This window comes from Variovorax sp. 679 (genome assembly GCF_003952185.1).
Classification (GTDB): Bacteria; Pseudomonadota; Gammaproteobacteria; order Burkholderiales; family Burkholderiaceae_C; genus Variovorax.
Genome location: NZ_RXFS01000005.1, coordinates 338,471 through 360,871 on the forward strand (window position 1 = coordinate 338,471; position 22,401 = coordinate 360,871).

Annotated in this window: 25 protein-coding genes; 9 read left to right on the plus strand and 16 right to left on the minus strand. The window is 68.4% G+C overall.

Annotated elements, in window-relative coordinates:
* Positions 1 to 107: 107 nt before the first annotated feature.
* The 3 genes from EJO71_RS14835 to EJO71_RS14845 all read left to right on the plus strand — a co-directional run bounded on the left by EJO71_RS14835 (position 108) and on the right by EJO71_RS14845 (position 2,437).
* On the plus strand, positions 108 to 941 hold the full coding sequence (locus EJO71_RS14835) for an intradiol ring-cleavage dioxygenase (RefSeq protein WP_125949339.1): 834 nt from the start codon (positions 108 to 110) through the stop codon (positions 939 to 941).
* 31 nt (positions 942 to 972) lie between these two features.
* A complete protein-coding gene (locus EJO71_RS14840; protein WP_125949338.1) occupies positions 973 to 1,578 on the plus strand; it encodes a nuclear transport factor 2 family protein in 606 nt (201 codons plus the stop codon).
* Between the two features lie 100 nt (positions 1,579 to 1,678).
* Positions 1,679 to 2,437 (plus strand): sulfite exporter TauE/SafE family protein, encoded by a 759-nt coding sequence (locus tag EJO71_RS14845; RefSeq protein WP_125949337.1) that lies wholly within the window; start codon positions 1,679 to 1,681, stop codon positions 2,435 to 2,437.
* A 120-nt stretch (positions 2,438 to 2,557) separates the two neighbouring features.
* Here EJO71_RS14845 and EJO71_RS14850 read toward each other — a convergent pair whose 3' ends face one another.
* From EJO71_RS14850 to EJO71_RS14870, 5 genes are all read right to left on the minus strand, one after another.
* Complete coding sequence (locus tag EJO71_RS14850; protein WP_125949336.1) at positions 2,558 to 2,917, minus strand: DUF1428 domain-containing protein; 360 nt, start codon at positions 2,915 to 2,917, stop codon at positions 2,558 to 2,560.
* Between the two features lie 73 nt (positions 2,918 to 2,990).
* On the minus strand, positions 2,991 to 4,454 hold the full coding sequence (locus EJO71_RS14855; protein WP_125949335.1) for a DHA2 family efflux MFS transporter permease subunit: 1,464 nt from the start codon (positions 4,452 to 4,454) through the stop codon (positions 2,991 to 2,993).
* A gap of 38 nt (positions 4,455 to 4,492) precedes the next feature.
* On the minus strand, positions 4,493 to 4,912 hold the full coding sequence (locus EJO71_RS14860) for a VOC family protein (protein ID WP_125949334.1): 420 nt from the start codon (positions 4,910 to 4,912) through the stop codon (positions 4,493 to 4,495).
* 23 nt (positions 4,913 to 4,935) lie between these two features.
* Complete coding sequence (locus tag EJO71_RS14865) at positions 4,936 to 5,463, minus strand: SRPBCC family protein (protein WP_125949333.1); 528 nt, start codon at positions 5,461 to 5,463, stop codon at positions 4,936 to 4,938.
* Between the two features lie 40 nt (positions 5,464 to 5,503).
* Positions 5,504 to 5,941: a VOC family protein gene (locus EJO71_RS14870; RefSeq protein ID WP_125949332.1), complete on the minus strand. Its 438-nt coding sequence runs from the start codon at positions 5,939 to 5,941 to the stop codon at positions 5,504 to 5,506.
* Positions 5,942 to 6,074: 133 nt separating this feature from the next.
* Between EJO71_RS14870 and EJO71_RS14875 the strand changes: the two genes are divergently transcribed.
* Entirely contained in the window at positions 6,075 to 6,728 is a 654-nt protein-coding gene (locus EJO71_RS14875; protein ID WP_125949331.1) for a TetR/AcrR family transcriptional regulator, read from the plus strand.
* 16 nt (positions 6,729 to 6,744) lie between these two features.
* Here the strand turns inward: EJO71_RS14875 and EJO71_RS14880 are convergent, their stop codons facing one another.
* The 6 genes from EJO71_RS14880 to EJO71_RS14905 form a co-directional block, all read right to left on the minus strand.
* Complete coding sequence (locus EJO71_RS14880; RefSeq protein ID WP_125949330.1) at positions 6,745 to 7,236, minus strand: MarR family transcriptional regulator; 492 nt, start codon at positions 7,234 to 7,236, stop codon at positions 6,745 to 6,747.
* Between the two features lie 46 nt (positions 7,237 to 7,282).
* Complete coding sequence (locus tag EJO71_RS14885; RefSeq protein WP_125949329.1) at positions 7,283 to 9,043, minus strand: acyl-CoA dehydrogenase family protein; 1,761 nt, start codon at positions 9,041 to 9,043, stop codon at positions 7,283 to 7,285.
* 26 nt (positions 9,044 to 9,069) lie between these two features.
* A complete protein-coding gene (locus EJO71_RS14890) occupies positions 9,070 to 10,062 on the minus strand; it encodes a Bug family tripartite tricarboxylate transporter substrate binding protein (protein WP_125949328.1) in 993 nt (330 codons plus the stop codon).
* A 36-nt stretch (positions 10,063 to 10,098) separates the two neighbouring features.
* Complete coding sequence (locus EJO71_RS14895; RefSeq protein ID WP_125949327.1) at positions 10,099 to 10,863, minus strand: SDR family NAD(P)-dependent oxidoreductase; 765 nt, start codon at positions 10,861 to 10,863, stop codon at positions 10,099 to 10,101.
* Between the two features lie 25 nt (positions 10,864 to 10,888).
* Positions 10,889 to 12,739: a feruloyl-CoA synthase gene (locus EJO71_RS14900; protein ID WP_125949326.1), complete on the minus strand. Its 1,851-nt coding sequence runs from the start codon at positions 12,737 to 12,739 to the stop codon at positions 10,889 to 10,891.
* 91 nt (positions 12,740 to 12,830) lie between these two features.
* Positions 12,831 to 13,604 (minus strand): crotonase/enoyl-CoA hydratase family protein, encoded by a 774-nt coding sequence (locus EJO71_RS14905; RefSeq protein WP_125949325.1) that lies wholly within the window; start codon positions 13,602 to 13,604, stop codon positions 12,831 to 12,833.
* Positions 13,605 to 13,706: 102 nt separating this feature from the next.
* Between EJO71_RS14905 and EJO71_RS14910 the strand changes: the two genes are divergently transcribed.
* A complete protein-coding gene (locus tag EJO71_RS14910) occupies positions 13,707 to 14,585 on the plus strand; it encodes an amidohydrolase family protein (protein WP_125949324.1) in 879 nt (292 codons plus the stop codon).
* Here the strand turns inward: EJO71_RS14910 and EJO71_RS14915 are convergent.
* Positions 14,574 to 15,473 (minus strand): MurR/RpiR family transcriptional regulator, encoded by a 900-nt coding sequence (locus EJO71_RS14915; protein WP_125949323.1) that lies wholly within the window; start codon positions 15,471 to 15,473, stop codon positions 14,574 to 14,576. The genes EJO71_RS14910 and EJO71_RS14915 overlap by 12 nt on opposite strands.
* Before the next feature lie 118 nt (positions 15,474 to 15,591).
* On the opposite strand from EJO71_RS14915, the gene EJO71_RS14920 reads away from it, so the two are divergent.
* Both EJO71_RS14920 and EJO71_RS14925 read left to right on the plus strand, forming a co-directional pair.
* A complete protein-coding gene (locus EJO71_RS14920; protein WP_125949322.1) occupies positions 15,592 to 16,587 on the plus strand; it encodes a tripartite tricarboxylate transporter substrate binding protein in 996 nt (331 codons plus the stop codon).
* An 11-nt stretch (positions 16,588 to 16,598) separates the two neighbouring features.
* Positions 16,599 to 17,549 carry a succinylglutamate desuccinylase/aspartoacylase family protein gene (locus EJO71_RS14925; protein ID WP_125949321.1) on the plus strand — a complete coding sequence of 317 codons (951 nt, stop codon included), beginning with the start codon at positions 16,599 to 16,601 and terminating at the stop codon, positions 17,547 to 17,549.
* A 20-nt stretch (positions 17,550 to 17,569) separates the two neighbouring features.
* Here the strand turns inward: EJO71_RS14925 and kefC are convergent, their stop codons facing one another.
* Together kefC and EJO71_RS14935 are read right to left on the minus strand one after the other, a co-directional pair.
* A complete protein-coding gene (kefC, locus tag EJO71_RS14930; RefSeq protein ID WP_125949320.1) occupies positions 17,570 to 19,435 on the minus strand; it encodes a glutathione-regulated potassium-efflux system protein KefC in 1,866 nt (621 codons plus the stop codon).
* A 2-nt stretch (positions 19,436 to 19,437) separates the two neighbouring features.
* On the minus strand, positions 19,438 to 20,199 hold the full coding sequence (locus tag EJO71_RS14935; protein ID WP_125949319.1) for an NAD(P)H-dependent oxidoreductase: 762 nt from the start codon (positions 20,197 to 20,199) through the stop codon (positions 19,438 to 19,440).
* Positions 20,200 to 20,299: 100 nt separating this feature from the next.
* On the opposite strand from EJO71_RS14935, the gene EJO71_RS14940 reads away from it, so the two are divergent.
* Together EJO71_RS14940 and EJO71_RS14945 are read left to right on the plus strand one after the other, a co-directional pair.
* Complete coding sequence (locus tag EJO71_RS14940; RefSeq protein ID WP_125949318.1) at positions 20,300 to 20,920, plus strand: ParA family protein; 621 nt, start codon at positions 20,300 to 20,302, stop codon at positions 20,918 to 20,920.
* Positions 20,921 to 20,990: 70 nt separating this feature from the next.
* The gene (locus tag EJO71_RS14945) at positions 20,991 to 21,461 is read left to right on the plus strand and encodes a MaoC family dehydratase (RefSeq protein WP_093057622.1); all 471 of its coding nucleotides are present in this window, start codon (positions 20,991 to 20,993) and stop codon (positions 21,459 to 21,461) included.
* A gap of 33 nt (positions 21,462 to 21,494) precedes the next feature.
* Here the strand turns inward: EJO71_RS14945 and EJO71_RS14950 are convergent, their stop codons facing one another.
* Both EJO71_RS14950 and trmL read right to left on the minus strand, forming a co-directional pair.
* Positions 21,495 to 21,788 carry a DUF4148 domain-containing protein gene (locus tag EJO71_RS14950; RefSeq protein WP_125949317.1) on the minus strand — a complete coding sequence of 98 codons (294 nt, stop codon included), beginning with the start codon at positions 21,786 to 21,788 and terminating at the stop codon, positions 21,495 to 21,497.
* A gap of 131 nt (positions 21,789 to 21,919) precedes the next feature.
* Entirely contained in the window at positions 21,920 to 22,381 is a 462-nt protein-coding gene (trmL, locus tag EJO71_RS14955) for a tRNA (uridine(34)/cytosine(34)/5-carboxymethylaminomethyluridine(34)-2'-O)-methyltransferase TrmL (protein WP_125949316.1), read from the minus strand.
* Positions 22,382 to 22,401 lie beyond the last annotated feature (20 nt).

Genomic DNA, 22,401 nt, shown 5'->3' on the forward strand with positions numbered 1-22,401 from the left:
CGCCAGGCGGAAAAATCATTTGCGTCCCGCGCGCTTTCACCGTCGCGGCGCCCGGCCTACAGTCTCCCGAAGTCGATGTTCGACAAGACAACATGGAGACAGCCACGATGCGCAACCTCAACCAGGACAACATCACCCAGGCCGTGCTCGCGCGCTTCGCCGACACGCCCGATCCGCGCCTGCACGAGATCCTGACCAGCCTGGTGCAGCACCTGCACGCCTTCGCGCGCGAGGTGAAGCTCACCGAGGACGAATGGTTCCAGGGCATCCAGTACCTCACGGCCACCGGCCAGAAGTGCGACGACAAGCGGCAGGAGTTCATCCTGCTGTCGGACGTGCTGGGCCTTTCGATGCTCACCATCGCGATGAACAACGACAAGCCGGCCGGCTGCACCGAGGCCACCGTGTTCGGCCCCTTCTACTTCGACGGGGCGCCCGAGTACGAGCACGGCGACGACGTGGCCAACGGCGCCGAGGGCGAGCCCTGCGACGTGTACGCCACGGTGCGCGGGCTAGACGGCGAACCGGTGGCCAATGCCGTCGTCGACGTGTGGCAGGCCGACGCGGGCGGGCACTACGACGTGCAGCACGCCGGGCTCGACCACGCGGAGAACCGGGGCACGCTGCGCACCGGGCCCGACGGCTCGCTGCACTTCCGCAGCGTGGTGGCGGTGGCCTATCCGATTCCCGTCGACGGGCCGGTGGGCGACCTTCTGCGTGCGACGAAACGCCATCCGTGGCGGCCCGCGCACCTGCATTTCAAGATCGAGGCGCCGGGCTACGAGCGGCTCATCACGCACGTGTTCCGCGAAGGCGACGAGTACCTGGATTCCGACGCCGTGTTCGCGGTGCGCCAGTCGCTGGTCGCGCCGTGGAAGAAGCAGGACAACGGCCGCTGGCGCCTCGATTTCGTGCTGAACCCGCTGACGCAGCCCGCCTGATCCAGCAAGACCAACCAAGGAAACAACGCAAATGAACGAAACCCTGCAGCAGGAACTGCTGATCCGCCGGATGATCGAGCGCTGGGCCGTGTGGCGCGATGCCGGCGACTGGGAGCGCTTCGCCACCGTGTGGCATCCCGAGGGCGTGATGATGGCCACCTGGTTCCAGGGGTCGTACACCGAGTTCATCCGTGTCACGAAGGAAGGCTGGGCCAAGGGCGTGAGCATCCTGCACTTCCTCGGCGGTTCGGCCATCGAGGTGGTGGGCGAGCGCGCCATCGCACAGACCAAGATGACCATTTCGCAGCGCGGCATGGTCGAGGGCGTGCTGTGCGACGTGGTGTGCACCGGCCGCTTCTACGACTTCGTGGAAAGGCACGAGGGCGGATGGAAGCTTCTGCACCGCCAGCCGATCTACGAGAAGGACCGCATCGACCCGGTGGACCCGGCCGCCACGGTGAAGCTGGATGCGGACGTGCTGGCCGGCCTGCCCGAAGGCTATCGCCACCTGACCTACATCCAGCAGCGCATCGGCTACACGGTGAAGCTCGACATGCCGATGCTCAAGGGGCCGGCGGTGGAGGATCTGTACCGGCGCGGTGCCCGCTGGCTCGCCGGCGGCGCGCTCGAGCGCTGACGACGCGGCCACGGGAAGCGCGCCAGCAGGGAGCGCCCCATCCTGCTACGCTCGCCGAGCCTGCCCCCACGGCAGGCTTTTTTCTGCGCTCTTCCTTCCCATGGCTTTTCCCCTGATCACCGACCCGCATTTCTACGCGGTCGCCATTCCCGCCGTGCTGCTGCTCGGCATCAGCAAGAGCGGCTTTGGCGCGGGCTTTGGTTCGCTCGCGGTGCCGATGATGGCGCTGGCCGTTACCGTGCCGCAGGCGGCGGCCATCCTGATGCCGCTGTTGCTGCTGATGGACGTGCTGGGGCTTGCCGCGTTCCGGCGCGACTTCGACCGCTCGCTGCTCAAGTTCCTGATTCCGTTCGGCCTGCTGGGCACGGTGATCGGCACGCTGCTGTTCCGAATGCTGTCGGCGCACACGGTGGCGGGCATCGTCGGCGTGTTCACGCTGCTGTTCCTGGCGCAGCGGCTGGTGTTCCCGCCCAAGCCCGACGATCCGCTGCCCTCGCGCGGCGTCGGCGCGGTGCTGACGACGGTGTCGGGCTTCACCAGCTTCATCGCGCATGCGGGCGGCCCGCCGATCAACGCCTACGTCATTCCGCTGCGACTCTCGCCGGTGATCTTCACGGCCACGATGGCCTACTTCTTCTTCGTGGTGAATCTCAGCAAGTGGATTCCCTACGCGTGGCTCGGCCTGCTCGACTTCCGCACGCTGGCCACCTCGCTGGTGCTGATGCCGCTCGCGCCGCTGGGCGTGTGGGTCGGCATCCGCATCGCGAGGCGCATCGACGCGACGTGGTTCTATCGCTTCGTGTACCTGGGGATGCTGCTCACAGGCCTGAAGCTCGTCTACGACGGCTTCCAGGCCTGAGGCCTGCGAAGCAAGGCCCTTTCGCGGAACACCGCGGAACCGGCTTTGCCGGGCCGCTGGTGTTGCCCCCGGTAGGGGGAAGGCGCAGCGACACGAAGTGCGCGAAGCCTGGGGGCGAGCCTAGAACTCGACGATGGATTTGAAGCCGCCGAAGATCATCCGCTTCGCATCGAAGGGCATGGTCTTCGGGTCCATCGCGGTGATGCGCGGATCGGCCATCACCTTCGCGTTCACCGTGTCGCGGTGCTTGCGCGACTTGTAGACGATCCACGAGAAGGCGACGGTCTCGTCGGTCTTCAGCTTCACGCTTTGCGGAAACGAAGTCAGCTTGCCGGGCTTCACGTCATCGGCGATGCACTCCACGTATTCGATCGCGCCGTACTCCATCCAGACCTTGCCGGCCTTGCGCGCGAGCTTGCGGTAGGCCTCGACGTTGGCGGTGGGAATGGCGACGATGAAGCCGTCTACATAACGAGCCATGGATGTTCTCCTGAATAGTCTGTGGAAACGTTGAAGAAAGAAAACCGGCGGTTGCATGGCGTGTCGTTGCCGTTCACGATGCCGCCGTCCCCTGGGGTGCCGCTGCCTCTTCGTTGTTCTGCATCTGCCCCGGCATGGCGGAGCGAAGCAGCAGGACTCCGATCAGACCCGCCGCCGCCGCGAACACGGCACCGACGAGAAACGCAAGGTTGTAGCCGCCGGTGAGCGCCAGCGGCATCTGCGCGCCGGCCGCTTCCATCGACGCACTGCGCGCCGCCGCGGCGCTGGCCAGCACGGCCAGGCCCAGCGCGCCGCCCATCATGAAAGAGGTGTTGACCACGCCCGAGGCCAGACCCGAGTCGGCGGGGCTGACCTCGCTCATCGCGGCGAGCAGCACCGGGTTGAAGGCCATGCCCGCGCCCAGGCCGAGCAGCATCATCCCGGGCAGCACGTCGACCACGAAGCTGCCGTTGACCGGCGCACGCGCGAACAGCGCCAGCCCGATGGCCGCGAGCCAGAGCCCGGCGGCCAGCGGCTTGCGGATGCCGAAGCGCATCACGATCTTCGCGGACAGGCCCAGCGAGAACACAGCCATGATGATGTTGGCCGGCAGGAAGGCCAGGCCGATCTGCATCGGCGTGTAGTTCAGCACCAGCTGCATGTAGAGCGCCGAGATGAAGAACCACGCGAACATGGCCGCGGCCCACAGGACGCCGACCACGTTGGCCACCGACACGCTGCGCAGCTTGAACAGGCCCAGCGGCATCAGCGGATGCTGCACGCGCGATTCGATCGCGATGAAGATCGCCAGCAGCACCACCGCCGCGCCGAGCAGGCCGAGCGTCTGCGTGGAGCCCCAGCCGGCCTCGTTGCCGTTGACCACGCCGTACACCGCGAGCATCAGCGACAGCGTGACGGTGATGGCACCGGCCACGTCGAGCTTCTCGCCGTGCGCATGGCCGCGCGCGCTGGGCAGCAGCGCCACGCACAGCGCGTACACCGCGATGCCGATCGGCAGGTTCACCAGGAAGATCCAGTGCCAGCTCAGCGTGCTCGTGAGCAGGCCGCCCAGCAGCACGCCGATGCTGCCGCCGCCGGCGCACACGAAGCCGTACACGCCCATCGCCTTGGCGCGGTCGGCCGGTTCGGTGAAGAGATTCATGATGAGCGAGAGCGACACGGCGGACACCACCGCGCCGCCCAGGCCCTGCACCGCGCGCGCCGCCACCAGCAGGCCCTGCGAGGTCGAGACCCCGCAGGCCAGCGATGCCAGCGTGAACAGCACCAGGCCCGCGAGGAACACGCGGCGGTGGCCGTACAGGTCGCCGAGCCGGCCTCCGAGCAGCAGGAAGCCGCCGAAGGTCAGCATGTAGGCGTTCACCACCCAGACCAGCGAGGTCTCGGTGAAGCCCAGGTCGGTGCGGATCGAGGGCAGCGCCACGTTCACGATGGTGGTGTCGAGCACGATCATCAGGACGCCGAGGCACAGCACCATCAATGCGAGCCAGCGCTTGCGGCTGTCGAGTTGGTTGGTCATGGGAAATGCAATTCCTGCAGGGTGGTGAAAGGAAAGGCTCAGAGCAGCGGCTTTCCGCCGTTGATCAGCCACGGGGTGCCGAAGCGGTCGGTCACCATGCCGAAGGCCTCGACCCAGAAGGTCTTCTCGAAAGGCATTCCGACATGGCCGCCGTCGGCGAAGGCGTCGAACACGCGGCGGGCCTCGGCCACGGTATCGAACATCAGCGCGACGCCGAAGCCCTTCATGCCTTCGTACGGCTGGCCGGGCATGGAGTCGGAGGCCATGAGCAGGCCGTCGCCGAGGACAAGTGCGGCATGCATGATGCGCTTCTTCGCCTCGGGCGGGAACTGCTCGGTGTCGGGCGCTTCGCCGATGGTCATCATCATCTGCATGGTGCCGCCGAGCGTCTTCTCGTAGAAGCGCATGGCTTCGGCTGCGGTGCCGTCGAACGTGAGGTAGGCGTTGATGGGAGACATGAGGTTTCCTTTGGTTGAGTGGATTACTTTTCGGTGGCTGTCTTGAGATTGGCGAGGCCCGCTTCGAAGTCCTTGCCGATCATCTGGTCCATGTTGAAGAAGATGCCCATGAGCTTTGCGATGTAGGGGCTCGGGCCGTACATGGCCCAGGTGACCTGCGTTGCGCCGCCCTGCGGCTGCAGCGTGAACTCGGCCGTGTTGTGGCCTTCGAAGGGCTTGATGAAGTCGAGCTTGATCGCGACCTTCGACGCGGGCGTCGACTCCACGATCTCCATGCTCCCGGCGCCCGCCTTGTCGTTGCCCTCCCAGGCGTAGGTCGCGCCCTTGCCGCTTGCCGTGCCGCCGAAGGTGCGCTTCATGGCGGGGTCGAGCTTCTCGTAGGGCGACCATGCGCTCCAGCGGTGGAAGTCGTCGATCAGCGGAAAGATTTTTTCGGCGGGTGCCTCGATGCGCGCGGTGCGTTCGACGCGGAAGGTGTCGGGCCGGGTGGCGGCGAAGATCAGCAGCGCGGCGATCGCGAGCACGACGACGAGGGCGATTTTCTTGAGCATGGCGGGAGCTTTCTCGGGAGATGAAAGGAATGCGTGGAGATCAGGTTGGATGTGCGACCACCAGCAGCCAGCCCACGCCGAAGCGGTCGGTCAGCATGCCGAAGTTGGAGGTGAAGAAGGTCGGAATCAGCGGCTGCAGCACCTGGCCGCCTTCGGCCAGCGCGTTGAACCACTTGACGGCCTCGGTGTCGGTGTTCGCGGTGAGCGAGAGCATGACGCCCTTGAACTCGGCCTGGCCCGAGCAGCGGCCGTCGGATGCCATCAGCTCGGTTTCGCCGATGCGGAACACGGCGTGCATCACCTTGTCCGGCTGAGGCATGCCGCCTGCGCAACCGGCCTCGGCGTTTTCCGACGGGGCACCCGCGGGCGCTTCGCTGTAGCGCATGAGCTGCACGACTTCGGCGCCGAGCGCCTTCTTGTAGAAGCCGAGCGCTTCGTCGCAGCGGCCTTCGAACGAGAGGTAAGACTGGACTTTCATGACGATTCCTTTGGATTGAAGAGGTGACTCGGGGGCCCCGGTGTCTCGGGCCGCAAACAATCGGATTACTTTGTGTACACCGTCCACAAAGAATAACAGGGATAATGGACACTGTCCACATGGGAATGAAGAAATGAAGCTCAACAACGTCCCCGACAGCCTGCCGCCTGCCCGCAGCACTTATCGCCACGGCGATCTGCGCCGCGCGCTGCTGGAAGCGGGCATCGAACTGGCCCGCGACGGCGGCCCCGGCGCGGTCGTGTTGCGCGAGGCCACCCGGCGCGCCGGCGTGGTGCCCAACGCGGCGTACCGGCATTTCGGCAGCCGGCAGGAGCTGCTGCTGGCGGTGCGCGAGGCGGCCCTTGCCGCGGCGGCGATCGCGATGGAAAGAGAACTGGCGGCGCAGCCCTGCGACCAGCCTCCCGCCGACTTCGCCCGCGGGCAGGTGCGCGCCATCGGCACGGCCTACCTGCGCTTTGCCCAGGCAGAGCCCGGCCTGTTCCGCACGGCTTTCGTGATCTCCGACGAAGGCAGCGGCGAACTGGGCCCGGGAAAGGTGGGCGCGAGCGGGCTGGATCCGTTCCAGTTGCTCGGCAAGGCCATCGACCGGCTGGTGGACGCCGGCGTGCTCGACCCGGCGCGGCGCCCGAACGCCGAATACTGCGCGTGGAGCGCCGTGCACGGGCTGGCGTTGCTCATCATCGACGGGCCGTTGCGCGAGATACCGCCCGAGGCCGCCTACAAGCTCGGCCAGCAGGCGATCGACATGGTCGAGCGGGGCCTCTGAGGCTCTCTTCGAAGCGCTAGAAGTAGATCTTCTGCAGCAGCCGGATCAGCGTCTCGCGCTCCCGCGCGGTCAGCTTGGCGCTGGCGTCGGCCTCGAGCTGTATCACCGTCTGCTCGGCTTCGCGGATGAGCGTCTCGCCGGCGGCAGTGAGATGCAGCCCCACGGCGCGGCCGTCGTGCGGATGGGGGCGGCGTTCGATCAGCCCCCGGCTGTCCAGCGTGGCCACCAGGCTCACGAGGTTGGGCGGCAGGATGTCCAGCGCATTGCACAGCTGTCGTGACGTGGCGCCGGGGTTGTGCGCCAGCAGCGACAGCACCGAGAAATCGATCTGCTTGAGCCCGTAGGGCGCCATGCGCTCCGCGAAGAAGGCGCTGACGATCAGCCAGGCCCGGCGGGCGTTGTAGCCGACCAGGGTTTCGAGCATGCGCGCGTCGAGCCGGTCCGGCCTGCCTTGCGGCGCTGCGGCCTGTTCGACTTTCGCGGGGGCTGGTTTCGGGGTGGAGGCCATGGCCCGAGCGTAACTCCGGGTGGAGCCGTGCGAGCGGTTCGAGTGGCTAGTTGGAGACACCGCCGGCGGGCGCCGCGGCCGCATGGGTCAGCGCGACCGTTTCGCAGGCCCGCTTGACGATGCCCAGCCGCATCTCGAATTCCGGCAGCACCCAGCGCCTGAAGGCCGCCGCCACGCGCGCCTTCGTTGCGTCGTCCGGCGAGGCCGCCTCGATGCGGGCCCATGCCCACGCCAGCATCGCGAGCATGGTCGTGCGCAGATAGTCGTCGGCCACCTCGTACGGCAGCGCCGGGTTGGCATGCGCAGCCATGGCCACGGTGGTGCCCAGGTAGCGCAGCTGCGCCAGCCGGCGCTGCACGTCGGCATCGGCCTCGCGCGAGGCGTCGAGCGTGTCGCGCAGCTCCAGCAGCACGGCCGACATGCCGGCACCGCCGTCGGGCAGCACCTTGCGCACCAGCAGGTCGATGGCCTGGATCTCGTTGGTGCCCTCGTAGATCATCGTCACGCGCGAGTCGCGCACGATCTGCTCGATGCCCCATTCGCGCACGTAGCCGTGGCCGCCGAACACCTGCAGACATTCGCTCGCGCCGTGAAAAGCCTGGTGCGTGCATGCGGCCTTGAGCACCGGCGTGACGAAGGAGCACCAGCGCTGCGCGCGCTCGCGGGCCTTCGGGTCGGCGTCGTGCGCGGCCACGTCGAGCATCAGCGCGCTGCGGTAGGCGAGGGTGCGCGCGCCGTCGATCCAGGCGCGCTGCGTGTCGAGGATGCGGCGCACGGCCGGGTGCTCGGCGATCAGGTCGGCGCTTTCGCCGCCGCGGCTGGCGGGCACGGGGCCGGGGGCGCGCATCTGGCGGCGCTCGGCGGCATAGGCGTCGGCCTTCTGCCAGGCGGCGTCGAGCAGGCCGATGCCCTGCAGCGCCACGTGCAGGCGCGCCGAATTCATCATCACGAACATCGCGGCCAGGCCTCGCCCGGGCTCGCCGACCAGCCAGCCGGTGGCATCGTCGAAGCGCATCGTGCAGGTGGGGCTGCCGTGCAGGCCCATCTTTTCCTCGATGCGCTCGCAGTGCACACCGTTGCGCGCACCGTCGGGCAGCAGCTTGGGCACGAGCGCCAGCGACAGGCCCTTGGGCCCCGCCGGCGCATCCGGCAAGCGGCACAGCACGAGGTGGACGATGTTGGGCGTCAGGTCGTGCTCGCCGCCCGAGATGAAGATCTTGCCGCCGCTTACCCGCAGGCTGCCGTCGGCCTGCCCCATCTGCGGTGTGGCGCGCGTGCGCACCTGGCCCAGGTCGCTGCCCGCATGGGCTTCGGTGAGGCACATGGTCGCGAGCCATTCGCCGGTCGCGATCTTCGACAGGTAGCGCTGCTTCAGCTCCTCGCTGCCGTGGTGCTTGAGGCAGGCGTACGCGCCGTGTAGCAGGCCCGGCGCCATCGTGAGGCCATGGTTGGCGGCGGCCAGCCATTCGTAGAGGACGGCTTCGAGCACGGCGGGCAGGCCCTGGCCGCCGTCTTCCGGCGCGGCCGAGAGGGCGGGCCAGCCACCGTCGACGAAAGCCTGGTACGCCTCGCGAAAGCCCGGCGGCGAGACGACTTCGCCATCGGCGAAGCGGCAGCCGGTTTCATCGCCGCCTCGGTTGATGGGCGCCACCACCTCGCCGACGAAGCGGCCGGCCTCCTCGAGCACCTGCGACTGCAGCGCCTCGTCGACCTCCGCGAAGGGAGCGAGCGCGGCCAGGCGCGCGGGTGCGCCAAGCACTTCGTTCAGGATGAACCGGACGTCTTCGGGGCGGGGCTTGTAATCCATCGGGGCAGGGAAACCAGAGGAACGAATCAGGATTCAGCCGTGAAGCCGATCTTCTTGACCAGCGGACCCCAGCGTTCGTACTCGGACTGCAGCGACTTGCGCATGTCCTCCGGCGAGGAGCCGCTGGCGACGAGGCCCACCGACAGCAGGCCGTCGGCCACGCTCTTGTCCTTCAGTGCCGTCTGGATCGCGGCGTTGGCGGCGCTGATGATGGCGGCCGGCGTCTTCGCCGGCGCGAAGAAGCCGAACCACTCGTCGGCCACGATCTCGGGGAAGCCCTGCTCGATGAAGGTCGGCACGTCGGGCAGGTAGGCCGCGCGCTGCGAGCCCGACATGGCGAGCACGCGCAGCTTGCCGGCCTTGGCGAAGGGAATGGCGTCGCCCGCGGGCGTCATGCTCGAGGCGATCTGGCCGCCCACCACGTCGTTGATTGCCGGCAGCGAGCCGCGGTAGGGCACGTGGCGCAGGTCGGCGCCGCTGTTCAGGCCCAGCAGCGCGCCCAGGAAGTGCGGCGTGGAGCCCGCGCCCGGCGAGCCGTAGCTGGCCTGGCCGGGGTTGGCCTTGGCCCAGGCGACGTAGTCCTTCAGCGTCTTCACGCTGGCGGGAACGGCGGGGCCGACGGTCAGTGCGTGCGTCATCACGGCGCCGATGGAGATCGGCGCGAAGTCGGCCATGCCGTAACCCAGCTTGGTGTAGATGTGCGGGTAGATCGACAGCGCCGAAGCCTGCGCGAGGCACAGCACCGTGCCGTCGGCCGCCGAGCTCTTGAGCGTGTCGAGCGCGATGCGCCCGCCGGCGCCCGGCTTGTTCTCGACCACCGGATTGACCTTCGTGAAGGGCGTGTCGCCCAGCTTCTCCGCCACGCGGCGCGCCACGCTGTCGCCGGCGCTGCCGGCCGGGAAGCCGTAGTAGATCTTCACTACCTGCTGTACCGCCTGGGCGAGCGCGGCGAAGGGATGCAGGGCGGCGATGGCGGCAGTGCCGCCGAGCGCCGTCACGAACTGACGTCGGTTGGTCATGGTGTTGTCTCCTGATTTGCGGTGGCTGGACTGGAATCAGCGCGGCGCCATGCGCAGGGCGCCGTCGATGCGGATCACCTCGCCGTTGAGATGGCCGTTGGTGACGATGTGGCAGGCCAGCTCGGCGAACTCCGAGGGCTTGCCCAGGCGCGGCGGGAATGGAATCGACGCGGCCAGCGACTGCTGCACCGGCTCGGGCAGCTCCAGCAGCAGCGGCGTGGCGAAGATGCCCGGCGCCACCGTGCACACGCGGATGGCGTGCTGCGCGAGGTCGCGCGCCATCGGCAGTGTCATGCCGACCAGCCCGCCCTTCGATGCGCTGTAGGCCTGCTGGCCCACCTGTCCGTCGAAGGCGGCGACCGAGGCGGTGAAGAGCATCACGCCCTTCTCGCCGTTGTCGAGCGCGTCGAGCTTCGCGCAGCGCGCGGCGAACAGGCGCGCCATGTTGTAGCCGCCGATCAGGTTGATGTTGACCACGCGCACGAAGTCTTCGAGCGGCGCAGGGCTGCCGTCCTTGCCGACGATGCGCTTCGCGCTGCCGATGCCGGCCACGTTCATCAAAATGCGCGCAGGGCCGTGCGCGGCCTCGGCCTTGTCGAGCGCGGCGACGACGCTTTCGGTGTCGGTGATGTCGCAGGCGCAGGCGACGCCGCCGATGTCCGCCGCCACCTTCGCGGCGAGTTCGGCGTTGCGGTCGAGCACTGCGACCTTCGCGCCCAGCCGCGCGAGTTCGCGCGCGGTGGCTTCGCCGAGGCCCGATGCGCCGCCGGTGACCAGCGCGGCTTGTCCTTCGATCTTCATGGCGTGTCGTCTCCTGGAATGTTGTCTAGCGGGGCTTGAGGGTGAAAGGCAGCGTGCCGTCGTGCATCGCATCGGCCAGCGCGGCGCGGTGCTTCAGCACGGCGCGCTGGTTGATGGAGCCCTTGTCGGTCACCTCGCCCTTGTCGATGGATGGCGGCTCGGCCATCAGGTGCAGCCGCGCGATGCGGTTGGCGCTGCCGGTGGCGCCGGCGGCCAGCGTGTCGGCGACCTCCTGGAAGTGCGCCTGCACCGGCACGCTCTCCAGCACCTGCTGCATCGTGGCGTCGGCCGGAAGGCCGGCGAGCTGCCGCACCTTCTGCGTCGGGAAGATCAGCGCGCCGACTTCCTTCAGGTTGATGCCGGTCAGCACCGCGTCCTGCACGTAGGGCGCGCCGACCCCGATGATCTTCGCGCGCATCGGACCCACGCTCACGAAGGTGCCGGTGGCGAGCTTGAAGTCTTCCGCGATGCGGCCGTCGAAGCGCAGGCCGCGGTGAATGTTGCCGTCGTCGATCCACTTCACGGCGTCGCCGGTGGAGAAGAAGCCTTCCTCGTCGAAGGACTCGGCGGTGGCCTCGGGCGCACGCCAGTAGCCGGGCGTGATGTTGGGGCCGCGGTAGCGCACCTCGGTCTTGCCGTCGACCTCGATCAGCTTGAGCTCGATGCCGGGTGCGGGCAGGCCCACGTCGCCCGACTTCACGTCGGGGCCGGTCACGTAGAGCGCGAAGGGGCCCGATTCGGTCATGCCCAGGCCCGTGCCCATGACGATGCGCTCGCCGACTTCCGACTCCTGCGTGCGGTGCAGGCTGTCCCACACGGGCTGCGACAGCGCCGCGCCCGAGTAGAAGAACATCTTCACGCGCGACAGCAGGTTGCGCCGCAGCACCGCGTCGGTCTCCATCGCCTGCGCGATGGCCTCGAAGCCGGTGGGCACGTTGAAGTAGATGGTGGGCGCGATCTCGCGCAGGTTGCGCAGCGTCTCGGCCATGCCGGCGGGCGTGGGCTTGCCGTCGTCGATGTAGAGCGTGCCGCCGTTGTCCAGCACGATGCCCACGTTGTGGTTGCCGCCGAAGGTGTGGTTCCAGGGCAGCCAGTCGACCAGCACCGGCGGTTCGTCGCCCAGGGCGGGAATCGACTGGCGCAGCTGCTGCTGGTTGGCACACCACATGCGGTGCGTGTTGATCACGGCCTTGGGCATCTTGGTGGAGCCCGAGGTGAAGAGGAACTTGGTGATGGTGTCGGGGCCGGTCGCGCGCATCGCCGCGTCGATGGCGGGCGTGGCGGGCGTCGAGGCCAGCGCGTCGAACGCGGTGGTGGGTCGGCCTTCGAGCGCGCCTTGCGCCAGCACGACTTCGGTGCCGGCCGGCACGACCGCCGCGATGGCCTTGGCGAAGCGTGCTGCGTCGCTCGCGAACACGAGGCCGGGCGTCAGCGTGTCGAAGACGTGGCGCAGCTTCTCGAAGTCCTGGCTCACCAGCGAGTAGGGCGGCGACACGGGGCAGTAGGGCACGCCGGCGTAGAGGCAGCCCAGCGCCATCAGCGCGTGCTCGATGCCGTTCTCGCTGAGGATGGCGACGGGGCGATCGGCGCTCAGACCGCGGTCCAGCAGGGCTTGTCCGATACCGCGTGCTTCCTCCAGCGCCTGCGCGTAGCTCACGCGCAGCCAGTCGCTGGTACTGCCGTCGGCAAGGCGCTCGCGGCGGGCGATGAAGGTGCGATCGGGCGTGCGCTCGGCCCAGTAGGCGAGGCGGTCGGTCATGCGCTCGCGGTAGGGCTGGAGCTGCGTCTCGGCCGTCAGGTACTGCGTGCCCGGCGCGCCGTCGCGCAGCACCGCGCGCGTAACGCCGAAGACCAGCGGGCGGTATCGGACGGTCATTTGGAAGTCTCCCCCATGCTTTGCCACTGCGTGGCTTCGCACACCCCCTCGCACGCGAGGGGGCGAGCGCCTTCGGGCGGCCGGGCGGCGCTCATCCCTTGCTCACTTTCGCGGCACGCCCTTCGAGGAAGTCGCGCACGCGCTGCTTGGCCTCGGGGGCTGCCTGCGTGATGCCCGAGATCAGCGCCTCGGTGAAGAAGCCGTGGTCGGCCGATTGCTCCGCGATGCGCGGCAGCGCGTGCATCAGCGCGTAGTTGGTGAGCGGCGCGTTCGTGGCGACACGCTTGGCGAGCTCAAGGGCCTTGTCGAAGGCCTGACCCTCGTCGACGAGGTACTGCGCGAAGTTGGCGCGCTCGCCTTCCTCGGCGTTGTAGACGCGGCCGGTCATCATCATGTCGGTCATGCGGGCCACGCCGATCAGCTTCGGAATGCGCACCGAGCCGCCGCCGCCCACGAAGATGCCGCGCGAACCTTCGGGCAGGGCGTAGAAGGTGGAGCGGTCGGCCACGCGGATGTGGCAGGCGCTGGCCAGCTCGAGCCCGCCGCCCACCACCGCGCCGTGCAGCGCCGCGATCACCGGCACCGGGCCGTGCTGGATGAGGTCGAGCGCGGCGTGCCACAGGCGCGAGTGCTGCATGCCCTGGCCGGCGTCGCGCTCCTTCAGCTCGCTCAGGTCGAGGCCGGCGCAGAAGTGCGGGCCCTCGCCGTCGATCACCGCCGCGCGCACGCTGGAAGGCAGCTTCTCGAAGGTGTCGCGCAGCGCGAGGATCAGTCCGTCAGAGAGCGCATTGCGCTTGGAACCGCGCGTCAGGCGGACGATGGCGACTTCGTCGCGGATTTCGAGATGGAGGTCTGGATTGGTCATGATGGGTCCGGGGTTGCGTCGAATTATGGTTATGGGAAATAATCAATTCAAGGAATTTGGAGCCCCCCGAGCCTAGGGACTTACCCGTACCGGAGACAAGACATGGACCACCAGAACCTGATTGCGATCGACATCCACACCCACGCAGAAGTCAGCTGCTGGAACCCGTTCGACAACTACGGCGAGGAATACGACCGCGCGGCCGACAAGTACTTCGGCTCCAGCGGCCGGCCGACCATCGCCGAGAGCGTGGCGTACTACCGTGAAAGAAAGATCGGGCTGGTGATGTTCATGGTCGACGCCGAGTCGAACATGGGCCGCCGCCGCATCCCGAACGAGGAGATCGCCGAGGCCGCGAAGAACAACAGCGACATCATGATCGCCTTCGGCAGCGTCGATCCGCACAAGGGAAAGATGGGCGCGCGCGAGGCGCGCCGGCTCATCGAGGAGCACGGCGTGAAGGGCTTCAAGTTTCACCCCACGGTGCAGGGCTACCACCCCTACGACCGCATGGCCTGGCCCATCTACGAGGTGATCGCCGAATACGGCCTGCCGGCGATCTTCCACACCGGCCACAGCGGCATCGGCTCGGGCATGCGCTGCGGCGGCGGACTGCGGCTGGAATACAGCAACCCGATGCACCTGGACGACGTGGCCATCGACTTCCCCGACATGCAGATCGTCATGGCGCACCCCAGCTTCCCCTGGCAGGACGAAGCGCTGAGCGTGGCCACGCACAAGCCCAACGTGTGGATCGACCTGTCGGGCTGGAGCCCCAAGTACTTCCCGAAGCAGCTCGTGCAGTACGCCAACACGCTGCTGAAAGACCGCGTGCTCTTCGGCAGCGACTACCCGCTGATCACGCCCGACCGCTGGATGCGCGACTTCGAGAACGCGGGCTTCAAGCCCGAGGTGATGCCCGGCATCCTCAAGGGCAACGCGATGCGGCTGCTGAAGCTGGGCGCGGCCTCAGGCGGCTGACGCCGGCTTCCTGCGCGAACGGCCGGTCTGCGCAGCCGCGTCGTTCCAGTGCTGCTCCCACAGGGCATCACCGCGTTCGAGCGCAGCGCCGAGCTCCTTCTTGCGCCGCTGCACGACGGCGGTGACCAGCGCATTGCACAGCGAGAACGCCGCCGTGTACGAATCGAAGGGCGACGCGCTCGAGGTGCGCGCCAGCATCACGTGGTCGGCCGATGCCGCCGCGGCCACCGAAGGGCCGTCGGTGATGACGATGACCTTCGCTCCCTTCTCCTTGAAGTATTTGGCCGCGCGCGCGGTGGCGAGCGCGTGGCGCCTGAAGGTGAGGGCCAGCAGCACGTCGTTTTCGCCGATCCACAGCAACTGGTCTTCCATGAGCAGCGGGCCGCCGCCGCTCATGGGGCGCACGTCGGGCAGGCACATGTTCAGATGCAGCGAAAGATGGCCGGCCAGCGCGGCGGCATGCCGCTGCCCGGTCACGTGCACCCGCGCCTTGCGCTGCGTGAGCAGCCGCACCGCACCCTCGAAGGCCGCGACATCGAGCGCCGCGAAAGTCGATGCCAGGTTGTGCTGGTCGTGCAGCAGCGCATTGGCCAGGCAGGTGCGCACCGAGGCGTCGTCGACGATGACCGCGTCCGCGCGCGTGGCGGGCGACGACAGCCGCGCGGTCACCTCGGAGCGCGCCTCGATCTGCGCATCGGCGTAGCTGGGATAGCCCAGCTTGGCCAGCAGCCGCACCACGGTGGAGGCGCTGGTGCCCACCTTCTTTGCAAGGCTCGTTGCAGATTCGAGCAGGCCCTGGGGGTAGCGCGTCTGCAGCTCGTCGATCAGGCGCTGCTCGCTCTTGGTGAGCTTCCTGCCGTAGCCCGAGATGCGTTGGTTCAGATTCATGGTCGCGCGCATTCTGCATGCGGAGTCGTGTTGGGCCTAATTTTGCAATGGTCATTGCAAAATTGAAATCGTCTTGCAACAATGCGCCCACTTTTTCGATTGCACGACAGGACGCCCCATGGAACCCATCTTCACCGCCGCGGCGCTGCGCCGCCGCGAGATCCTCGCCGCCGGCCTCGCGTCGATGCTGCCGCTGGCCGCGCAGGCCCAGGCCTGGCCCTCGCGGCCGGTCACGCTGGTGGTGCCGTTCCCCGCGGGCGGCTCCGTGGACCTGATCGCGCGGCTGTACGCCGATCCGCTCGCCAAGGCGCTGGGCACGGCGGTGGTCATCGACAACCGGGCCGGCGCCGGCGGCTCCATCGCCAGCGCGCAGGTGGCGCGCGCCAAGCCCGACGGCTACACGCTGGTCGCGTCGTCGCAGAGTTCGCACCTGGCCAACCCGCTCACCCAGCCCAACCCGGGCTACGACCCGATCAAGGACTTCGCGTCGATCAGCCAGCTCGCGCGCTCGATCAATGTGCTGCTGGTCAACCCGGCGGTGCCCGCGAAGAACTTCAAGGAGTTCGTCGCGCTGGTGAAATCGCGCCCCGGCGAGCTCAACTTCTGCAGCGCCGGTCCGGGCAGCATGGGCCAGCTCAACGTGGAGCTGATGAAGTCGCAGCTGCAGCTCAACGCCACGCATGTGCCGTACCGCGGCGGCGGCCCGCTGGTCACTGCATTGATCTCGAACGAAGTGCAGTTCGGGCTCGACAACCTCGCGCCCTTCCTGCCGCTGATTCAGTCCGGCAAGCTGCGGGCGCTGGCGGTGGCCGCTCCCACTCGCGTGGCGGCGTTGCCCGACATCCCGACCTTCGCGGAACTGGGCTATCCGGTGCTGAACACCACATCGTGGATCGGCCTGGCTGCACCAGCGAAGACGCCGCCGGAGATCGTCGAGGCGCTGCACAAGGCGGTGCGCTCGGTGGCCGACCAGCCCTCGATGGTCGAGGCGCTGCAGTCGCGCGGCTCGCTGCCGCCCGAGGCGCAGTCGCCCGCGCAGTTCACCGCCATGATGTCGGAGCGGCTCGTGGTGTACGGCGACCTGGTCAAGCGCGCGGGCATCCGCGGCGAATGAGCGACGACAGCATGACCGAGTCATCGTTCGCGCCCGACACCGCACCGCTGGAGGTGCTGCCGCGCGACATCTCCGCCTACCGGCAGGGCAACACGGGCATCGACTACGTGCACCGCTTCGAGTCGGGCCGGCCGGGGCCGCACGTGCTCGTCAACGCGCTGACTCACGGCAACGAAATCTGCGGCATGGTCGCCGCCACGCACCTGCTGGACACCGGCGTGCGCCCGAAGGTCGGCACGCTCACCGTGAGCTTCGCGAACGTGGAGGCCTACAACGCCTTCGACATCGAGCGGCCCTACGAGAACCGCCAGCTGGTGCACAACCTCAACCGCATCTGGTCGAAGGCGATGCTCGACGGCCCCGAGCAGAGCCCCGAACTGCGCCGCGCGCGCGAGCTGCGGCCGGTGCTGGACGCGGCCGACTATGTGCTCGACATCCATTCGACCCGCGCGCCGGTGCAGCCCTTTTGGGTCTATCCGGAATTCGAGCGCAACGCCGGGCTGGCGCTTGCCGTCGGCAATCCGCTGGTGCATCTGGTGATGCCGGTGGGCGGCGCGCCCGGCACTGGTGTGACGGCGTACGGCCGCCACGGCGAGGAGGGCGTCGACGGCGGTGCGGTGGTCGTGGAGTGCGGCCAGCATTTCAGCCAGTCGGCGGCCGACCTGGCCACCGACGTGACGCTGCGCTTCCTCGCGCACCTGGGGCTGGTCGACCCGCTGCCGACCTCTGCTGCGAAGGCTTCCGCGCGACGCTTCCGCCTGCTCGAAGTGCACATGGTGAAGACCGAGAGCTTCGCCTTCGCGCGGCCTGTGCTGGGCTTCGAGGTCTTCCAGAAGGGCGAGCTCATCGCCGTCGACGACGGCCACGAGATCCGCTCGCCCTGCGACGACTGCACGATCTTCATGCCGACCCGCGCGCCGCTGGTGGGGCGCGAGGGCGTCTACCTGACCGTCGCGATCTAGCCGGTTCCGCAGCAGGTGCCTCAGGGCACCTGCTCTGCCTGCTCCCGTTCTTCTTCCTCTTCCAGCCGTTCCCAGTCGCGCCCCGAGCGGCGTTGCCGCTCCTCGCGCTCGCGCGCCATCTGCTCCTCGAACTGCTGCCGGCCCGCCTTATTGGCTGCGATCAGCTTGGCGCGGTCCTTGTAGTGCGGATAGATCTCGTCGCTGAGCTTGATGTTCCGGCGCCGGAAGCGCATGGCCGACTCGCGCGCCTCGTGCGCCGGCCAGCCCAGCGCCTCCAGCGTGGCGCGCGCGCTGCGCAGGGACGACTCGAACACCTCGCGTTCCACCTCCGTCACGCCGCGGTCGCGCAGCTGGAACAGGTGCGTCACGTTGCGTGCCCGCGCGATGATGCGGGCCTGCGGGAAGTTCTCCTTCACGAGATCGACGATCTCCAGCGACTGCTCGATGTCGTCCACCGCCACCACGATCACCTTGGCCGTGCCCGCGCCCGCGGTGCGCAGCAGGTCGAGCCGCGTTGCATCGCCGTAGAACACCCGAAAGCCGAACTGGCGCAGGCCTTCGACGGTGTCGGCGTCGTGGTCGAGCACCGTCACGCGCAGGCCCTGCGACATCAGCATGCGCCCGACGATCTGCCCATAGCGGCCGAAGCCGCAGATCAGCACCTTGGCGTCCTGCTGCTCCGAGATCTCTTCGAGCTGCGGGCCGGTGCTGCGGCTGTAGCGCGGCAGCACGAACCTGTCGAGCAGCACCAGCAGGAGCGGCGACAGCAGCATCGACAGCGCCACGGCGCCGATCAGCAGCGAAGTGACCTGCGGCGGCAGCACGTCGGGGCCGGCCGCCTGGAACACCACGAAGGCGAACTCGCCGCCCTGCGCGAGCAGCAGCGTGAACACCGGCCGCTCCTGGTAGGCGATGCCCATCGCCTTGGCCAGCGCGTAGATCACCACCAGCTTGATGGTCACGAAGCCGACCACCAGCATCGCCATGATCCACGGGCTCGCGACCAGCACGCCGAAGTTGATCGACATGCCCACGGCGATGAAGAAGAGGCCCAGCAGCAGGCCCTTGAAGGGCTCGATGTCGGTTTCGAGCTCGCGCCGGTATTCGCTTTCCGCCAGCAGCACGCCGGCGAGGAAGGCGCCGAGCGCCATCGACAGGCCCACCAGCTGCATCAGCGCCGCGATGGCCACCACCAGCAGCAGCGCGGCGGCAGTGAAGATCTCGGGCGTGTCGCTGCGCGCGATCCAGCGCAGGATGGGCCGCAGCAGCAAGCGGCCGCCGAGGATGATGCCGCCGATCACGCCGATGATCTTCGCGGCTTCGAGCGCGCGCTCCAGCCCGGTGATCGCCTGCTCGGCCGCGGTGGCGCCCGCGAGCAGCGGCAGCAGCGCGAGGATGGGAATGGCCGCCACGTCCTGGAACAGCAGGATCGAGAAGCCGGCCTGGCCGCTGGGTGTCTTCAGCAGGTTGCGCTCGCCGAACACCTGCAGCGCGATGGCGGTGGACGACAACGCCAGGCCCAGCGCGGCGACCAGCGCCACGCGCCATTCGGCGCCCACGGCCCAGCCCACCGCGAACAGCACTGCGGCGCAACTCAGCACCTGCGCGGTGCCCCAGCCGAAGATGGGGCGGCGCAGGTTCCACAGGCGCCTGGGTTCGAGCTCCAGGCCCACGAGGAAAAGCATCAGCACCACGCCGAACTCGGCGAAGTGCAGCACGTCCTCGACGCTGGACACGAGCCCCAGCCCCCAGGGGCCGATGGCGATGCCGGCCACGAGGTAGCCGATGATGGAGCCGAGGCCCAAGGCCTTCGACAGCGGCACCACCAGCACGGCGGCGCTCAGGTAGATGAGGCTGTTGGTCAGCCAGGCGGGTGCGTGTTCCATGCTCAGGCTGCCTTCTTGCCGTTGTTGTCCGCAGCGACGGTGGCCGTGGCGGTAGCCAGGCCGTGGGACATCGCCGCCTGGAAGGCATTGGAGACCACCTTGGCGACGTCGTCGGCGTCGGCCGGCCGGTCGCTCTCGGGCACGGGGCAGGCGATGCAGGCGTCGATCTCCTCGATCTCGGGCCAGTCGGGGTAGCTGCCCAGGCGCTGGGCGAAGGTCTCGACGTGGGACTTCACGTCGGCCTCGCTGGCGCTGCGCGCGCCGTAGAAGATCAGCGGCGGCAGGAAGCGCATGCCGCACAGCGCGGCGGTCTGCTCGTAGGGCGGCAGGAAGGCGTCGAAGAAATAGCGGTGGTAGTTCTGCGGGTGGTAGCTCGCCTCGGGGCTGCCCGTGGTGGCGACCAGCCAGAGGTCCTTGCCCTGCAGCGCCGTGCCGCCGGGGCCGTAGGCCCAGCCGTAGGCGAGCACGTCGTCGAGCCAGAGCTTCTGCAGCGCGGGCATCGAGTACCACTGGATCGGGTGCACCAGCACCACCAGGCTGGCCTTGGCGAGCCGGGCCTGTTCGGCCTCGACGTCGATGGCGAAGTCGGGGTAGCTGCCGTAGAGGTCGTTGACGTCGACGCCGGGCACGGCGCGTGCCGCGGCGAGCATGCGCCGGTTGACGCGCGAGTCGCGCCAGTGGGGGTGCGCGGCCAGCACGTAGATGCCGCCGGAACCGCCGTCGGAGCCGTCGGCGGGGTTTCCCGTGGATGTTGTTGTCGTCATCCCGCGAACATAGCTCAAGAGTGCGTCGCGGAGCGTTTCACCGGGCAAAAACGCCCAGCGACTACCATTCCGCCTGTTGCCGTTCTGGAGGAGTGCTTTTATGCAGGTGGTTCTGGTCGCCAATCCCAAGGGAGGCGTGGGCAAGTCGACGATCGCGACGAACGTCGCGGGCTATTTCGCAAGCCGTGGCCACGCCGTGATGCTGGGCGACGTGGACCGTCAGCAGTCCTCCCGGCTCTGGCTGGGCCTGCGCCCGCCGATGGCCCGGCCGATCTCCACCTGGGAAGCCACCGGCGAAAGCACCGTGGTGCGCCCGCCGCGCGGCACCACGCACGCGGTGCTCGACACGCCCGCCGGCCTGCACGGCTGGCGCTTCAAGGAAGTGCTGGCGCTGGCCGACCGCGTGATCGTGCCGCTGCAGCCGAGCATCTTCGACATCTATGCCACGCGCGACTTCCTCGACCGCTTGCTGGAAAGCCGCCGCGCCGAGAAGACGACGATCGGCCTTGTCGGCATGCGCGTGAACGCACGCACGCTGGCGGCCGACCGGCTGCACGAATTCATCGCCGGGCTCGGCGTGCCGGTGATCGGCGAGCTGCGCGACACGCAGAACTACGTGCAGCTCGCCGCGCGCGGGCTCACGCTGTTCGACATTGCACCGGGCCGCGTGCAGCGCGACCTGGAGCAGTGGCAGCCGATCTGCGAGTGGCTCGACGCCTGAACCGATCCCGGTTTTCCCTGAGCCCGGTTGTCGCAAGGCCGACAGCCGCGCGGCAGCCCCAGACGCCAGAATGCCTCGCATGACCAAAAAGACATTCCAGACCCTTCAGGATCTCGCCGCCTGCGTCGGCCAGGAAGTCGCCGTGAGCGACTGGATCACGATCACGCAGGAGCAGGTCAACCAGTTCGCCGAGGCGACGGGCGACCACCAGTGGATCCATGTCGACATCGAGCGGGCCAAGGCGGGCCCCTTCGGCGGGCCGATCGCGCACGGCTTTCTCACGCTGTCGCTGCTGCCGCGCTTCTACGAGACGGCGCTCGACGTGGTGGAGTCGCGCATGGGCGTGAACTACGGCCTGAACAAGGTGCGCTTCATGTCGCCCGTGCCGGTGGGCAAGCGCCTGCGCGCGCGCATGAAGCTGCTGACGTCGGAGGCCATCGCCAATGATGGTTTCCAGATGACCTGGGAAACCACCATCGAGCTCGAGGGCGCCGCCAAGCCGGCCTGCGTGGCCGAGTCGGTGGTGCGCCGATATCGCTGAAGCGGCGGCGCTTCGCCCTCTTTTTCTTTCTTCTTACATCCTGCGGTCGGTCACTTCGCCGTAGGTGGCCGCGCCCTGGCGGGTGATGCTCAGCGCGCTGGCGCGCACCGTATTGCGGTCGACGTTGCCGCTCCTTGCCTGTGTCACGCCGGTGCCTCCATTGCTGATCTGCAGCGGCTGGCGTGCGTCGGCCTGCACCTGCGCGCGCGACAGCGTCGACTGGAAGGGGGCGGGCGGCAGCGGGTTCTGCTCTCCCTGGAAGGCTTGGGCGCCGCTGGCGAAGGCGAGCGTGGCGAAGGCGGCAAAGGCAATCGGCTTGGCGTTCATGGCGAGACTCCTTGGGGCAAGGTGGTGGATGGGCCGGATGCCGGGTTGCCTTGAATCGGCAGCCGGCATGTCTTCCATACGGCGCGTCTTGCCGATCGGATGCGCCCCTGTTGCCTGAAGGGGCTGCGGCTTCAGCCGAAGCCGTTCTGTCGCCAGGCTTCGAACACCGTCACCGCCACGGCATTCGAGAGATTCAGGCTGCGCTGGCCTTCGCGCATCGGCAGCCGAAGACGCTGGGGCTCGGCGAAGCCGTCGCGCAGCGCGGGTGGCAGGCCGCTGGTTTCCGAGCCGAACACCAGCCAGTCGCCGGGCTGGAAGCGAACGTCGTGCACCGCGCGCGTGCCGCGCGTGGTGAGGGCGAACATGCGGTCGGCGGCCGGCTGCTCGGCGGCGAGCAGGGCCTGCCAGTCGGCGTGGCGCTTCACTTCGGCGTACTCGTGATAGTCGAGCCCGGCGCGGCGCAGCAGGCGGTCGTCCATCGAAAAGCCCAGCGGCTCGACAAGGTGCAGCTTGCAGCCGGTGTTGGCGGCGAGCCGGATCACATTGCCGGTGTTCGGCGGGATTTCGGGGTGGACCAGGACGATATTGAACATGCGCCGATTGTCGGCGGGCC

Coding starts and splice junctions, on each gene's coding strand:
- EJO71_RS14905 (WP_125949325.1), bottom strand. CDS start 13,604: ATGACCAATCCAGACCTCCATCTCGAAATCCGCGACGAAGTCGCCATC.
- EJO71_RS14855 (WP_125949335.1), bottom strand. CDS start 4,454: ATGACCAACCAACTCGACAGCCGCAAGCGCTGGCTCGCATTGATGGTG.
- EJO71_RS14870 (WP_125949332.1), bottom strand. CDS start 5,941: ATGAAAGTCCAGTCTTACCTCTCGTTCGAAGGCCGCTGCGACGAAGCG.
- EJO71_RS14890 (WP_125949328.1), bottom strand. CDS start 10,062: ATGACCAACCGACGTCAGTTCGTGACGGCGCTCGGCGGCACTGCCGCC.
- EJO71_RS14915 (WP_125949323.1), bottom strand. CDS start 15,473: ATGAATCTGAACCAACGCATCTCGGGCTACGGCAGGAAGCTCACCAAG.
- trmL (WP_125949316.1), bottom strand. CDS start 22,381: ATGTTCAATATCGTCCTGGTCCACCCCGAAATCCCGCCGAACACCGGC.
- EJO71_RS14875 (WP_125949331.1), top strand. CDS start 6,075: ATGAAGCTCAACAACGTCCCCGACAGCCTGCCGCCTGCCCGCAGCACT.
- EJO71_RS14840 (WP_125949338.1), top strand. CDS start 973: ATGAACGAAACCCTGCAGCAGGAACTGCTGATCCGCCGGATGATCGAG.
- EJO71_RS14950 (WP_125949317.1), bottom strand. CDS start 21,788: ATGAACGCCAAGCCGATTGCCTTTGCCGCCTTCGCCACGCTCGCCTTC.
- EJO71_RS14860 (WP_125949334.1), bottom strand. CDS start 4,912: ATGTCTCCCATCAACGCCTACCTCACGTTCGACGGCACCGCAGCCGAA.
- EJO71_RS14910 (WP_125949324.1), top strand. CDS start 13,707: ATGGACCACCAGAACCTGATTGCGATCGACATCCACACCCACGCAGAA.
- EJO71_RS14885 (WP_125949329.1), bottom strand. CDS start 9,043: ATGGATTACAAGCCCCGCCCCGAAGACGTCCGGTTCATCCTGAACGAA.
- EJO71_RS14940 (WP_125949318.1), top strand. CDS start 20,300: ATGCAGGTGGTTCTGGTCGCCAATCCCAAGGGAGGCGTGGGCAAGTCG.
- EJO71_RS14895 (WP_125949327.1), bottom strand. CDS start 10,863: ATGAAGATCGAAGGACAAGCCGCGCTGGTCACCGGCGGCGCATCGGGC.
- EJO71_RS14945 (WP_093057622.1), top strand. CDS start 20,991: ATGCCTCGCATGACCAAAAAGACATTCCAGACCCTTCAGGATCTCGCC.
- EJO71_RS14920 (WP_125949322.1), top strand. CDS start 15,592: ATGGAACCCATCTTCACCGCCGCGGCGCTGCGCCGCCGCGAGATCCTC.
- EJO71_RS14935 (WP_125949319.1), bottom strand. CDS start 20,199: ATGACGACAACAACATCCACGGGAAACCCCGCCGACGGCTCCGACGGC.
- EJO71_RS14850 (WP_125949336.1), bottom strand. CDS start 2,917: ATGGCTCGTTATGTAGACGGCTTCATCGTCGCCATTCCCACCGCCAAC.
- EJO71_RS14845 (WP_125949337.1), top strand. CDS start 1,679: ATGGCTTTTCCCCTGATCACCGACCCGCATTTCTACGCGGTCGCCATT.
- EJO71_RS14865 (WP_125949333.1), bottom strand. CDS start 5,463: ATGCTCAAGAAAATCGCCCTCGTCGTCGTGCTCGCGATCGCCGCGCTG.
- EJO71_RS14925 (WP_125949321.1), top strand. CDS start 16,599: ATGACCGAGTCATCGTTCGCGCCCGACACCGCACCGCTGGAGGTGCTG.
- EJO71_RS14880 (WP_125949330.1), bottom strand. CDS start 7,236: ATGGCCTCCACCCCGAAACCAGCCCCCGCGAAAGTCGAACAGGCCGCA.
- kefC (WP_125949320.1), bottom strand. CDS start 19,435: ATGGAACACGCACCCGCCTGGCTGACCAACAGCCTCATCTACCTGAGC.
- EJO71_RS14835 (WP_125949339.1), top strand. CDS start 108: ATGCGCAACCTCAACCAGGACAACATCACCCAGGCCGTGCTCGCGCGC.
- EJO71_RS14900 (WP_125949326.1), bottom strand. CDS start 12,739: ATGACCGTCCGATACCGCCCGCTGGTCTTCGGCGTTACGCGCGCGGTG.